13 protein-coding genes and 1 pseudogene are annotated in these 12,303 nt (G+C 57.8%); 10 read left to right on the plus strand and 4 right to left on the minus strand.

Translation table 11 applies throughout. The annotated features are described in order from the left end of the window. Positions 1 to 37: 37 nt before the first annotated feature. Both dctP and NLU14_RS23055 read right to left on the minus strand, forming a co-directional pair. Entirely contained in the window at positions 38 to 1,123 is a 1,086-nt protein-coding gene (gene dctP, locus NLU14_RS11460; RefSeq protein ID WP_275706541.1) for a TRAP transporter substrate-binding protein DctP, read from the minus strand. A gap of 107 nt (positions 1,124 to 1,230) precedes the next feature. Then, positions 1,231 to 2,097: a hotdog domain-containing protein gene (locus NLU14_RS23055; protein ID WP_338040789.1), complete on the minus strand. Its 867-nt coding sequence runs from the start codon at positions 2,095 to 2,097 to the stop codon at positions 1,231 to 1,233. Positions 2,098 to 2,206: 109 nt separating this feature from the next. Between NLU14_RS23055 and NLU14_RS11470 the strand changes: the two genes are divergently transcribed. From NLU14_RS11470 to NLU14_RS11500, 7 genes are read left to right on the plus strand one after another with little or no spacing between them, the layout of a single operon-like run. Continuing rightward, positions 2,207 to 2,686 carry a MaoC/PaaZ C-terminal domain-containing protein gene (locus tag NLU14_RS11470; RefSeq protein ID WP_275706544.1) on the plus strand — a complete coding sequence of 160 codons (480 nt, stop codon included), beginning with the start codon at positions 2,207 to 2,209 and terminating at the stop codon, positions 2,684 to 2,686. Beyond that, positions 2,686 to 4,287, plus strand: coding sequence for an acyl-CoA carboxylase subunit beta (locus NLU14_RS11475; protein ID WP_275706546.1), 1,602 nt, complete (start codon positions 2,686 to 2,688; stop codon positions 4,285 to 4,287). The genes NLU14_RS11470 and NLU14_RS11475 overlap by 1 nt, the downstream gene beginning before the upstream one ends. Positions 4,288 to 4,290: 3 nt before the next feature. Then, on the plus strand, positions 4,291 to 6,246 hold the full coding sequence (locus NLU14_RS11480) for an acetyl/propionyl/methylcrotonyl-CoA carboxylase subunit alpha (protein ID WP_275706548.1): 1,956 nt from the start codon (positions 4,291 to 4,293) through the stop codon (positions 6,244 to 6,246). After that, positions 6,246 to 6,707 (plus strand): MaoC family dehydratase, encoded by a 462-nt coding sequence (locus tag NLU14_RS11485; protein WP_275706550.1) that lies wholly within the window; start codon positions 6,246 to 6,248, stop codon positions 6,705 to 6,707. Before NLU14_RS11480 ends, NLU14_RS11485 begins: the two co-directional genes overlap by 1 nt. After that, positions 6,707 to 7,459 (plus strand): SDR family NAD(P)-dependent oxidoreductase, encoded by a 753-nt coding sequence (locus NLU14_RS11490; protein ID WP_275706552.1) that lies wholly within the window; start codon positions 6,707 to 6,709, stop codon positions 7,457 to 7,459. Before NLU14_RS11485 ends, NLU14_RS11490 begins: the two co-directional genes overlap by 1 nt. A gap of 28 nt (positions 7,460 to 7,487) precedes the next feature. Continuing rightward, positions 7,488 to 8,180 (plus strand): TetR/AcrR family transcriptional regulator, encoded by a 693-nt coding sequence (locus NLU14_RS11495; RefSeq protein ID WP_275706595.1) that lies wholly within the window; start codon positions 7,488 to 7,490, stop codon positions 8,178 to 8,180. Further along, positions 8,177 to 9,046, plus strand: coding sequence for an HpcH/HpaI aldolase/citrate lyase family protein (locus NLU14_RS11500; protein WP_275706597.1), 870 nt, complete (start codon positions 8,177 to 8,179; stop codon positions 9,044 to 9,046). The genes NLU14_RS11495 and NLU14_RS11500 overlap by 4 nt, the downstream gene beginning before the upstream one ends. Positions 9,047 to 9,406: 360 nt before the next feature. On the opposite strand, the pseudogene NLU14_RS11505 reads toward NLU14_RS11500, so the two are convergent. Beyond that, positions 9,407 to 9,577, minus strand: a pseudogene (locus tag NLU14_RS11505) (recombinase family protein); the annotation flags it as partial. Between the two features lie 219 nt (positions 9,578 to 9,796). On the opposite strand from NLU14_RS11505, the gene NLU14_RS11510 reads away from it, so the two are divergent. From NLU14_RS11510 to NLU14_RS11520, 3 genes are all read left to right on the plus strand, one after another. Beyond that, positions 9,797 to 10,039, plus strand: a complete 243-nt coding sequence (locus NLU14_RS11510; RefSeq protein WP_275706599.1) for a hypothetical protein — start codon at positions 9,797 to 9,799, stop codon at positions 10,037 to 10,039. Next, a complete protein-coding gene (locus NLU14_RS11515) occupies positions 10,039 to 10,818 on the plus strand; it encodes a M48 family metallopeptidase (RefSeq protein WP_275706601.1) in 780 nt (259 codons plus the stop codon). The genes NLU14_RS11510 and NLU14_RS11515 overlap by 1 nt, the downstream gene beginning before the upstream one ends. A 183-nt stretch (positions 10,819 to 11,001) precedes the next feature. After that, entirely contained in the window at positions 11,002 to 11,688 is a 687-nt protein-coding gene (locus tag NLU14_RS11520) for a hypothetical protein (protein WP_275706603.1), read from the plus strand. On the opposite strand, the gene NLU14_RS11525 is transcribed toward NLU14_RS11520, so the two are convergent. Next, on the minus strand, positions 11,681 to 12,235 hold the full coding sequence (locus NLU14_RS11525) for a recombinase family protein (RefSeq protein ID WP_275706605.1): 555 nt from the start codon (positions 12,233 to 12,235) through the stop codon (positions 11,681 to 11,683). The two genes, NLU14_RS11520 and NLU14_RS11525, sit on opposite strands and share 8 nt — an antisense overlap. Between the last annotated feature and the right edge of the window lie 68 nt (positions 12,236 to 12,303).

Raw genomic sequence — 12,303 nt, forward strand, 5'->3', positions numbered from 1 at the left:
CTGAGCTCGCCTGCGACACTGTTTAGCGATCGGGGAGTTATTCCCCGTACTGGTCCATATAGCGGGACAGGGCGGGGACGTAGTCATGGCTGGCCTCGGCCTGCTCAACCAGCTCAGCGTAACGGGCAAGGAAGGCTTCGCCGTCCTGACCGGAGGCGTCGACCTTTTCGATCCAGCTGTCCCACAAAGCCTGAGAGACTGTCTCGCGAATCTTGTCTGTCTCTTCCTCATTCATCATGATGACCTCGGTCTTGCCGGCATCGTGCAGCGCTTTGACGCCCTCCTCTACGTAATCGTCCATGACCGATGCGTAATGACCTGGAATTTCGGCGACGACCTCTTCGATCACCTGCTGAATCTCGGGCGATAAGTCGTTCCAGACGTCCATGTTGACCCCGGTGTTGGACACCGCGTAAACACCCATGCCGCCGGCATCGGAGACGTAAGGGGCGAAGTCTTGAAGTCCCACTGCAATGCTGGTGAGGAACGGCGCCGATGAGAAGCCGTCGATCACATTACGCTGGAGGGCGCCGACCGCGGAGCCGAAGTCCATCAGGACCGGAACGGCTCCGAGCATCTCGAGGGCGTTGGCAATGCTCATGATTGAGCGGATGCGCATGCCCTCGAGGTCCTCGGCGGTGCGCACCGGGGTGTTGGACCAGACAAGGTTCTCAGAGAAGCCGAGGCCGTAGAGCAACTTCACGTTCTGCTGCTCGTATTCTTGTCGCAGAGGCTCGGATTCGGCGAGCAATTCATTGAAGGCATAGGTCACCGCCACGGAATTGTCGGTGATGTAGGGCAAGGTGACATTGGTAAGCACGTAAGTGTCCGGATGAAACCCCGCCGGAACGCTCATCCCCATGCCGACGCCACCGCGCGATAGGCCGGGATAAATATCGGGGCCACCCAGCATTGCGCCGCCGAGGTAGGTTTCGAACACGACTTCGCCATCAGTGCGCTTGGTGACCTCATCCATGAACCAAAGGTCCATTTGAACCAGCGGGTCGCTGTTGTTGAAGTAAGTCGCATAGGAAATCGTAGTTTCTGCTGAAGCCGTCGTCGCCGATAGCAGCGCTCCCGCAGCAATCGCAACCCAAGACCGTGAACCACTAGAAATTGTCATTGTTTTTCTCCCGTTAATGGTAGCGGTCTCGCAGGCGCGTAGAAAAAACTACCTAACGACCGCTAGATTAACTATAGACGTTATGCTTGAACAATCAAGCAATCTTCTCAACTTTTTGCGGACTGTGCGGAGACGAAGGTGACAGTCGCCTCGGCCGTGGGCAGTTCGATGCCGCCACCCTGGTGGGCCACGACGTTCAGCGTCGCGGTGCTGCGTCCGAGTCGGACCAAGCGTGGGACGGCGATCAGATCCTCGGCGCGGCCGAACTGCAAGAACGAGACGTGCACTGAGGCGATTTCGAGTGGATGCTCAACGGCTCGGCGTGCGTAGCGGAGGGCACAGTCCTGCAGCAGCGACACTATCGCTCCACCATGGAGCGAGGGAAGGGAGCCGTTACCGATCAGCCCATCCCTAAACGGTAGTACGAGGCGTTGATCCTCAGCTTCGGTCATGCCCATCAGATCGGCGTAGCTCTGTGCACCAGATGGCCGGCGCTGCGGCAAATCACCATGAAATTGGGGGGGGGGGGGGGTGGAGTGCGCAAGCCTGAAAAATCTGCCAACGGCTACCGCGAATGGTCCATTGTCTGAGGGTGTGCCAACCCTGCTCTTGATTGTAAGCAAACGCGCTCTGCGGGGATCGACCGCCCCCACGGGCGTCGCGCGCGCAATAAGACCTCGCCCTGCCGGCATAGGGCGTAGGTAGTCTATCCGCAGGTTCAGCGTGGTACATGTTCCTGCGAAATCGAGGCATGCCATACTGGCGATGCCGCTGACTGTATCCAGCACCGACGCCAGTGCCCCCCGCGCCACGTCGCCGCTGTCGTCTTCGATGGCAGGGAGGGGATCGATGGTACTCGTCACCGCCCCATCCGGCGCGAACCCGTAGCGAACTCCAAGTTCTTCATCATGCGCGATAGGACCGCCCAAGCGCCGCGCCAAGCCCTCTCTCAGTTCAGATGCCTCCAAGGTCATTCCTCCCCCTCCCTTCCGTCCAGTTTTTTCACTCAAGCGCTTGTCAAGCTGAGCCGCCTCCACTATTATAACTAACACTTGTTAGATTAACAGTCGAGGAGAAGTGCCTGTGGGACTGACTTACGAGGAGTTCAAGATCGATTCGCGGTGGGTGACGCAGGCCCGGACCGTAACCGAGGCTGACGTTTCGCTGTTCTGTGGGTTGTCTGGCGACTTCAACCCTCTGCATTCAGACACGGAATTCTGCGCCGGCAGTAGTTTCGGCGAGCGAGTCGCCCACGGGCCGCTGGTCCAGTCAATAGCGATCGGCCTCATGTCGCAACTCAACCTGATCAACGGAACAGCGCGAGGCTTATTGAACGTTAATTGGGATTTCCGTGCACCGGTCCGTATCGGAGACACCGTGCATGCCTGCGTATCGGTGGTTTCGACGCGTCCGGCTAAAAACGGTGCGGGTATCGTGACCCTGCGCCTGCTGGTAATCAATCAAACCGGTACCACCGTTCAGGACGGGACCATGATGCTGCTGATGGACTCGGCATCAAGCAAACGGGAGCTAGTGGAAGTTCGGCCCGCGGAGACACAATAATGAAACGATTAGACACAACGATTGATACGGAAAGCGATGGGTTTCGTCAGCGCAGTGAAGAATATCAGGTCCTGCTAGACCAGCTGGGCGAAAAGCTGGACTGGGCACTCGGCGGCGGCGGTGAAAAGATGGTGAAGCGCCATCACGAACGCGGCAAGATCCTTGTGCGTGACAGGATCGACCTCCTGGTAGATTCGGGCACCGCGTTCATGGAGCTGACGCCTCTGGCCGGATACGGACTCTATGAAAACGAGCTGCCCGCAGCCGGGATCGTGACTGGAGTCGGCACGGTGCGCGGCACGAGCTGCATGATCATCGCCAACGATTCGACGGTGAAAGGCGGCAGCTTCTACCGAGAGACCATCAAGAAGCATATCCGCGCACAGGAAATCGCCTTCGAAAACCGTCTTCCGGTGCTTTATCTCGTGGACTGCGGCGGCGCGAACCTCAACCAGATGGAAGAGGTGTTCTACGACGAAAGCCATTTCGGTGGCACCTTCCACCGCCAGTGCCGAATGTCGGCGCAGGGCATCCCGCAGCTTGCCATCGTGTTTGGCGAATGTACGGCGGGCGGTGCGTATATCCCCGCACTCTGTGACGAATTCATCATGGTCGAAGGGCAGGCGTCGATCCACCTCGGCAGTTCCCAAATTGTGAAGGCCGCGATCTCGGAAACAGTTGATCGCATGGAACTAGGCGGCGCCGAGATGCACTCGCTCATCTCGGGGGTCAGCGACCATCTCGCCCCCAACGAGGCCAGCGCCATCGGGCGTCTGCGCGACATGGTTGAGGCGCTAAACTATCAGCAGCCCTATTCGTTCGAGCGAAAGCCGACCGTCGAACCACTATATGACATCGACGAGCTGCCCGGCATCGTCGGCACCGACCTGAGACGTCCTTTCGACCCGCGCGAAGTCATCGCGCGCCTCGTAGACGGCAGCGAGTTCCACGAGTTCAAGCCCGCATGGGGCGACACACTGGTCTGCGGTTTCGCGCATCTTGAAGGTTTCCCCGTCGGCATCGTGGCCAACAACGGAGTGCTCTTTGCCGAGGCATGCTTAAAAGGGGCGCATTTCATCGAGCTGTGCGACCAGCGCGGCATTCCGCTGGTGTTCCTGCAGAACACCACCGGCTTTATGGTCGGCAAGGAAGCGGAGCGCAACGGTATAGCGAAGCACTCGGCTAAGCTGGTCTATGCAATGTCGAACACACATGTTCCGCGCTACACCGTGATCATTGGCAGCTCTTACGGTGCCGGAAATTACGGCATGTCCGGTCGCGGCTTCCGTCCGCGTTTCCTGTTCATGTGGCCCAATGCACGATTCGGGGGCATGAACCCCGATATTGGCAGTGCAGTTCTTATGGATCTGCGACGCGGCTCGATCTCGCGCGAGGCCGGCACCGAAGCTTCCGACGCGGAATACGAAGCCAAGATGCGCAAGATGTTCGAGGAAAAATCGGATCCCTATTTCTGCACCGCGCGTCTGTTCGATGACGGGATCATCGATCCACGGGACACCCGTCGGATCCTGGGCCTGTGCATCGCGCTTGGATTCACCCGACCGGAAATTCCGAGCCACCGGCCCGTGTATAGGATGTAAAAAATGACGGAGTTTCTTACTGCCCCGAACCCGATTCGGACCGTTCTAGTCGCCAACCGTGGCGAGATCGCCTGCAGGATCATGCGCACCTGTCACCGGCTCGGCTTGCGAACGGTAGCAATCTATTCCGAAGCGGATAGCGAAGCACTTCATGTAAAACTGGCTAACATAGCCATCTGTGTCGGCCCGGCTGCGTCTTCGGAGAGCTACCTCAAGATCCCAGCGGTCATCGAGGCGGCGAAGACGAGCGGCGCGGAGGCGGTTCACGCCGGTTACGGCTTCCTGTCGGAGAACGCTAATTTCGTGAAGGCCTGCGAAGAGGCAGGGCTCATCTTCGTTGGTCCTTCCTCCCATGCGGTGGCCGAGATGGGTTCGAAAATCAAGGCCCGCCACATCGCCAAGGAGGCCGGCGTACCGACCGTGCCTGGTTTCGAAGGTGTGAACGCCGGCTATGACGAGCTGGCGAAAGCCGCCAGTGAGCTGGGCTACCCGGTCATGATCAAGGCTAACTCGGGCGGTGGTGGGCGCGGGATGCGACAGGTCACCAGCCCCGACGCGCTAAAGGCGGCGATCAATTCAGCCCAGCAGGAGGCCGGTGCGTCCTTCGGGGACGACTCGGTGTTCATCGAGAAGCTGATCGAATCGCCCCGGCACCTCGAGGTGCAGGTCTTTGGCGACGGCCGTGGCGGTGCGCTGCATTTCTACGAGCGTGACTGCTCAGTGCAGCGTAATCACCAGAAGGTGATCGAGGAGGCGCCCGCGCCGAACCTGCCCGAAGCGGTGCGCGAGAAGCTACTGGAAAGCGCACTAAAATTGACTAGCGAGATGGAATATGCCGGGGCCGGCACCGTCGAGTTCATCATGGAGGCCGGTGGTGACAGCCCATATTTCCTCGAGATGAACACGCGCTTACAGGTTGAGCATCCGGTAACCGAAGAAATCTGCGGCGTCGACCTCGTGGAGTTCCAGCTGCGCCTGGCCGCCGGGCTGCCGTTGCCACTGACGCAGGATCAGATCGTGCCAAAGGGTCATTCGATCGAGGTGCGGATCACCGCCGAGCGTCCCGAGAGCGGGTTCATGCCCGGCACCGGCACGTTCCTCGAAGTTAACGGGCCGGCGGGGCTTCGGTTCGAGACCGGGGTGGCAACGGGCTCGACCGTCGGGACCAACTATGACTCGATGTTGGCCAAGCTGATCAGCTACGGGCCTGACCGGGAAAATGCGCGGCGCCATCTAATCGACGGACTCAAGTCACTGTCAATGATCGGTGTGCCGACGAACCAGGCCTTCCTGATCGACTGTTTGGAGGCCAAAGCCTTTGCGGACAGCACGTTCACGACGGGGTTTCTAACCGAGACCTTTCCAGACGGCTGGTCGCCGAACGCGGACGAGCTGACACGGCTGCGCGGTGCGGCGGCAAGGGCGTCCTTCGACACGGGCGAAGATGACCCACGCCAGCGTCGCGACGGATTCCGCACCATTTACAACCGCCGGGGGGCGCGCACCGACTTCGTCGTTCAGGACAATTTCGGCACCGCGGAGCTGACGCTCTGGACCGGCAGCTGCAGCGCGGTGGAGGTGGACGGGAAAAGCTTTGATATGACGGATGTCGAGGCGACCTTCTTCGAGGGCCCCGATACACTCTACGCGACGCGCAATGGGTTGACGATCGCCGCGAATATCGTGGCCGCGTCCGATGCCAAACTCGGCGGAGTGGGAACGGGGCTTTCCGAAGGTGATATCGCCGCTGGGCTGACCGGCCTTGTCACTAAGGTCTTTGTCACCGAAGGCGAAGAAGTCAAGACTGGAACCCCGCTTCTGGAAATGGAAGCGATGAAGCTGGTGCACACCTTGACCGCACCGTTCGACGGCAAAGTGAGCAACATTTCGTGCGCGGATGGCGAAACAGTACAGGTCAAGACGATCCTGATGTCGATTGAGATTGAGGAGGAAGAATAATGGCCGGACTTTACTTCGAGGAGTTCGAAATTGGCAGGACCTTCGACCACGAGTGGACGCGGACCCTGACCGAAACCGATAACAAGTGGTTTTCGCTGTTAACGATGAATCCACAACCGCTGCATATCGATAGCCATGCTGCAGCTAAGTCGGTATGGAAGAAACCGCTGGTCAATTCGCTGTTCACTCTCGGCTGCATGGTGGGCATGTCGGTGAACGATACGACCTTCGGAACGACGATCTCCAATTTAGGCATGAGCGACGTGAAGTTCCCACATCCGCTGTTCGAAGGCGATACCATCCGCATCCGGACGACAGTTCTGGACAAGCGGGAGAGTAAGTCGCGTCCTGGCGAAGGCATTGTTACCCTGCGCCACGAGTGCTTCAACCAGGATGGTAAGCTGTGCGGGAGCTGTGACCGAGCCGCACTGATGTACATGCGCTCGACGGGAGACGCGTGATGAAAATTTCCCGCCGAGTTCTGATCAGTGGCGGCACGGCTGGCATCGGTCTTGCGACCGCCCGCCTACTGCTTGAGCAGGGCGACCGAGTGGTCATCTCTGGTCGCTCTCCCGAGCGCGGGGAGGCTGCCCTGCGCAGCCTTAACCATTCCGAAGCCTCGTTCATTGCCTGCGATGCTTCCGACCCAGCGCAGTGCGGTGCTATGGTTGACATGGCGGCCGATCGCCTCGGCGGCATCGACGCACTCGTGAGCTCCGCGGGTGGCAATCCGCGCCCCCGGCTGCTGAAGGACACTCCCTGCGAGGACCTGCTCCCGAGCATCAACCGCTCGCTGGCTCCGACGATCCTGCCCGCCCGCGCTGTCCTGCCCCTCATGACGGATCAGGGCGGGGGCTCCATCGTCTGTTTCGCGTCCGACGCCGGGAAACTCTCGACGCCCGGCGAGGTCGCCATCGGCGCGGCGATGGCGGGCATCATCATGTTCTGCCGCGCCATGGCGGAAGAGACTAAGCGCAACGGCATTCGCGTCAACTGTATTACGCCCTCCATTGTGGAGGGCACCGAGCTGCATGATGACCTGATGGCCGACACCTTTGCCGGGAAACTCTTCACCAAGGCAAAGCTACGTGCCGACCTCGGAGTGGTGCAGGCGTCGGAAGTCGCCGCGTTGGCAGACTTCCTGATCAGTGCGGAGGCCGTGCGTATTACCGGTCAAACCATTTCCATTACCGGCGGCATCTCGACTATATGACATCGCCGTCACTGCTCAGGAAGAGCAAGTGCCGGTTGTTCGACTAGCGTCGGACGACCCGGCTTGGGGTAATTTTGAACACGGTAACTGTGAATTGGAAAAGATGCGACTTTATACTGCGAAGACCATTGGACGAAGCGCGAAGGCCGAGACCTCGCGCAATGAAATTCTATCAGCCGCAGCAAATATCATGCGCCGTCATGGTTACGCGGAGCTGACGCTGCGCAATGTTGCAGCCAAAGTGAACATGAAAGCGGGCTCGCTCTATTATCATTTTTCGTCCAAGGATGAGCTTGCCACTGAGGTCATGCGGATCGGTGTCGAGGCGGTGGAGCGGGACGTGCGCGAAGCGCTGGACCAGGTCAGTCCCATAGACAGCGAACAGCGCCTGATCACCGCGGTCCACATCCATCTCAACGCACTGTTGCGGAGCAGCGAGTTCGTCTCGTCGCATATTCGATGCTATCCCTTCGTGCCCGACCGCGTGAGGTTCGAGCTTCGCGAGGTCCGGCGCCGCTATGACCTTCTGTGGCTCGAGCTGATCGGTGAGTTCATTAATCGACCCGCGCGAGGAGACGAAGTGATCTACATCTGGCACATCCTGGTCGGCGCGCTAAACCAATCACTTGAATGGTTCAACCCGAATCGCCATTCGATCGACGATTATGCCCGGCAGATCGAAATAATGCTGAGGCAGTTCAGGAGTCAACGACCACTATGACCTACCGATCCTATCTTTTCGTCCCGGCAGACAGTCCGAAGAAAATGTCAAAGGCCGGAGGGGGCGAGGCGGAGGCCCTGATCCTCGACCTCGAGGACGCAGTCGCCGATGACGCTAAGGCAGAGGCACGGGGCATGCTGACCGAATTCCTCGCCGAGCCCATCGCGCCGGCCCGCTTCGTGCGAGTCAACGCAATGGATACCGGGCTGACGGAGGCCGACGTTGCTGCCACTGCCGCCCTGCACCCAGATGGCTACGTCCTTCCGAAGTGTAAAGGGCCCGGCGACGTCGAGGCGCTGGCCCGGCTGATCGACAAGCACAACGGTCCGCGCGAGACGCAGATTATGGCGATTGCCACGGAAACAGTTCGCGCCGTACGCTGCCTCATGCGCGAGGACTGGTCGCATCCGCGCCTATCCGCAATCACCTGGGGCGGCGAGGACCTCGTGGCTGACATGGGCGCCTATTCTAATCGGTCGGCGGACGGTGACTATGCCTCACCTTTCGTGCTGGTCCGCGATCTGACCCTATTCGCTGCACTCGAAGCTGCTGTGGCGCCGGTAGATGCGGTCTTTACCAACTTCAAGGATAACGAGGGATTGGCGCGCGAGACCGCCGCGGCCAGCGCAATGGGTTTCACCGGCAAGATGGCCATCCATCCTGCTCAGGTGCCCGTCATCAATGCAGCCTTCACTCCTCACCAAACACAGATTGATTGGGCAAACAGAGTTCTTGAGGCCTTCGCCCGGGCCGGAACCGGCATCGCGCGTCTCGAGGGTGAGATGCTCGATTTGCCGCATCGCAAGCGGGCGGAGGCAATTCTTGCGACCGTGCGCCGGATCGAAACAGCTAAGGATTCATGGTAGAGGCGCGGTTCGCGGGTGAGACTTTTGCGAGTGCAGAATGGGCCACCCATGCCCGTCCGCTCCGATAGTGATAAGAATCCCAATGAGCCGTGTTGGGACACCGACGGCTACTGGAACCGATCAACAATGTGCCACCGGCAGAACGAGATGCTGCTTTAAGAACTACTGGGTCAGCTCAAGCAGGTAGCCTGATTCAGGTCAACGGGTCTCGAGAAAGTGGTTACCATTCAATGCAATATATCTCTACTTCTTTTTCTGCACACAAGTTCAGAAGTGGACTGTATTAGTGAAACTAGCCTGGTCGCTACCGGGCACGAACTAGTCCAGCGCCCCGCCTATGGCTGAGCCACTCGCTTTCCCCTACGCTCGTGAAAGCAGCTTCATCCCGTCCGGACGAAGCTCTCCCTGAGGGGAAAGGTGCCGGTACAGCGTCTGCCGCGAGATACCCAGCTCCTGGCATAGGTCTCCTACTTTGGTTTCCGGCTTTCCCATCGCGGCCATGGCCAGGCGCAGCTTGGCGGGCGTCATCTTGTAAGGTCGCCCTCCCTTGCGGCCGCGGGCCCGCGCGGAGGCGAGGCCTGCCTGCGATACGGCTCATTGAAGCTCGACTTCTAACAAAGTCTCACTCTCAGTGGGTGTAAAGCCGGAAAATGACAATCTCGGCCGCCAGGAGCATACTTTCGCGGGCAAATTTATTCATGTTAGAGGCGGTGCGGTGGATGGGAGTGAGTTTGTGCCACCTTTATACTGGTGTTCGGGGATGACTTCCCGGCACTAGAAGCTGAAAAGGGTGAGCAGCTGATCGAAGAGGCCTTCGAGATCGACAAGGTGGTGCACCGAGCCGTGGCCGAGAATTCCCTGAACCCGGTGGGCATCGAGCAGGACGTTCGCAAGACACTCCTGCCGAAGCTGTTCGGTCTGATCGGGCTGGATAAGGCTAAGGCCATGCTCGATGAAGTGTTGCAGATCTTGCGAAACGGGGTGTCTAAGTGATGACGGCAGTTGATCCGGCTCAGGAAGATAAGCCCAAGGAGTACGGGTGCCAGTATGGTGACCGGGCCTTCCGGTATCATCTGTGTTATCTGCCCGGGCACAAGAAGGCATCCATCAAAGTATATGTTCATCCGAACAGTCAGGTTCAGGTGGATGCGCCGGAGGGGGCCGGACTCCCGGCCATCAAGGCGGCCGTTCAGTGCCGGGCCCGGTGGATCCTCAAGCACCTGGATGACATCGAGGTGCGCACGCGCTACGTCCATCCCCGACAGTGGGTAAGCGGCGAGAGTATGTTGTACCTGGGCCGGCGGTATGTGCTGAAAGTCATCCCCGACCCCGAAAAACCAAGGGTGACCTGTAAACTCATTGGCGGTCAGCTGCGTGTGCAAGGGGAAAAAGTAAGCCCAGAACGAATACAGAAGGCGGTTCGCCAGTGGTACCGGGATCAGGCCGAGGATGTGTTCCAGCGCCGGCTAGATCTGATGACCGAGAGGCTACCTTGGACTAAGACCGCGCCGCCTTGGCGCATCGTGGAGATGCAGACCCAGTGGGGCAGCTGCTCGCCGGAAGGGGCCGTTCTTCTAAACCCACACCTGGCCAAAGCGCCCACCCGGGCCATTGATTACGTGCTGCTGCACGAACTGTGTCACTTGGAAGAGCACAACCACAGCTCGCGCTTTTATGGACTGCTAGATCGGTTTATGCCGGAATGGCGAGCGATTAAAGAACATTTAGATGGGCAAGCTGAAGTGGTTCTGAGTGACAGGAAACCGGATTAGTCGGCATTTGAGCTAAAAGCGTCTTTTATTCGATTTTATTATAACCAATAATTTTGTTATAATTTTCAGGTAAGAAAAAACCCGCTCAAGGGCGGGTTTTAAAATCTTCATATGTCTACAGGGGGAGGCATCTTGCCAGCAAAATCCCGTAGCGCACGACCAATATAATAGGAGCTATTGCTTGTGGCGTCAATAGTAACTGAGCAGAGCAAGGCAATCGCTCGCGCACTTTCACATGCACGCATGAGCACTTACGAACGAGCAGCTGGATGCCAGCAAGGTGCAGTAGAAGCAATAGAGCTCTATACTTGGAATGCACAGGTTTCTGCCGCGCTAATGCATCCGCTACATGTCTGTGAAGTGACGATTCGTAATGCTGTGTCAGACGTGCTCTTTAAAAAGTATGGAGAGCATTGGCCCTGGTCTCAAGGTTTCGAACAAAGTCTTCCTAACCCGCAAAAAAGCTATAGTCCTACTCGCGATCTGCAATCAGTTCGAAATCGATTCCAGAAAACATCGGAGGTTATTCCAGAGTTAAAGTTCGTGTTCTGGCAGATGATGTTCACGAAACGCCATGATGGGCGGCTTTGGAATCCTCATATTCAACATGCTTTCCCTAACCTACCTAATCAGCCCATCGGAAAAAATCGGTCAATGATTAATACCGATTTGGAACATGTTCGTCAGTTACGCAATCGAGTAGCCCATCACGAACCTCTCCTTCAGAGAACCCTCTCGGATGACCTTGATAAAATATTTCAGTTGATAGAGTTCCGTTGTGCTGAAACTAGGCGATGGGTAGAGCAGACTCAGTCCGCAACACAACTAATTCAAGCCCCCCATAGAGGCTCATGTCAAAGCATCAATTAACTCTCGCCAACGATGCATTGAGCGTTGTACGAGAAACTCTAAAGTGTTTAGCCACCTCTTGTTTGGTGATTTTAGGATCTGACAACATGGCGGCTGCTTTTCTCACATCAGCATCTGACATAGCAGGTTTCCGACCACCCTTTCGCCCTCTTGCCCTCGCCGCCTGAAGCCCTGCCTTTGTCCGTTCTCGAATCAGATCATGTTCAAACTCGGCCAGAGCTCCAAAGATATGGAACACCAAGCGACCGCCGGAGCTCGTTGTATCAATCGATTCTGTCAGTGACTTGAAACCAATTTCCCGATCATGGAGATCCTGGACAATCTCCACCAGGTCTTTCAGGGAGCGAGCTAACCGATCCAGCTTCCAAACAATCAGAAGATCGCCCTTTCGGAGGTTACGGAGGCACTGCGACAGCTCAGGTCGTTCGCGAAACGTGCCGGTAAACTTTTCCTGGAAGACCTGTTCAGCCCCGGCTTTTTCCAGGGCATCCACCTGGAGTTCGGAATTTTGATCCTGAGTACTAACACGCGCATAACCTATGATCATAAAAGGTGCCTTTTGTGGTCATAGATTGTTGTACGTTATTGTTGATCATTAAACAAGCCAAAAACCGG

This window comes from Marinobacter iranensis, assembly GCF_029207565.1.
GTDB classification, from domain to species: domain Bacteria; phylum Pseudomonadota; class Gammaproteobacteria; order Pseudomonadales; family Oleiphilaceae; genus Marinobacter; species Marinobacter iranensis.

Excerpts from the sequence above, each read along its gene's own strand:
- NLU14_RS11480 (WP_275706548.1), top strand. The coding sequence starts at position 4,291 with ATGACGGAGTTTCTTACTGCCCCGAACCCGATTCGGACCGTTCTAGTC.
- NLU14_RS11485 (WP_275706550.1), top strand. The coding sequence starts at position 6,246 with ATGGCCGGACTTTACTTCGAGGAGTTCGAAATTGGCAGGACCTTCGAC.
- NLU14_RS11515 (WP_275706601.1), top strand. The coding sequence starts at position 10,039 with ATGACGGCAGTTGATCCGGCTCAGGAAGATAAGCCCAAGGAGTACGGG.
- NLU14_RS11500 (WP_275706597.1), top strand. The coding sequence starts at position 8,177 with ATGACCTACCGATCCTATCTTTTCGTCCCGGCAGACAGTCCGAAGAAA.
- NLU14_RS11525 (WP_275706605.1), bottom strand. The coding sequence starts at position 12,235 with ATGATCATAGGTTATGCGCGTGTTAGTACTCAGGATCAAAATTCCGAA.
- NLU14_RS23055 (WP_338040789.1), bottom strand. The coding sequence starts at position 2,097 with ATGACCTTGGAGGCATCTGAACTGAGAGAGGGCTTGGCGCGGCGCTTG.
- dctP (WP_275706541.1), bottom strand. The coding sequence starts at position 1,123 with ATGACAATTTCTAGTGGTTCACGGTCTTGGGTTGCGATTGCTGCGGGA.
- NLU14_RS11490 (WP_275706552.1), top strand. The coding sequence starts at position 6,707 with ATGAAAATTTCCCGCCGAGTTCTGATCAGTGGCGGCACGGCTGGCATC.
- NLU14_RS11475 (WP_275706546.1), top strand. The coding sequence starts at position 2,686 with ATGAAACGATTAGACACAACGATTGATACGGAAAGCGATGGGTTTCGT.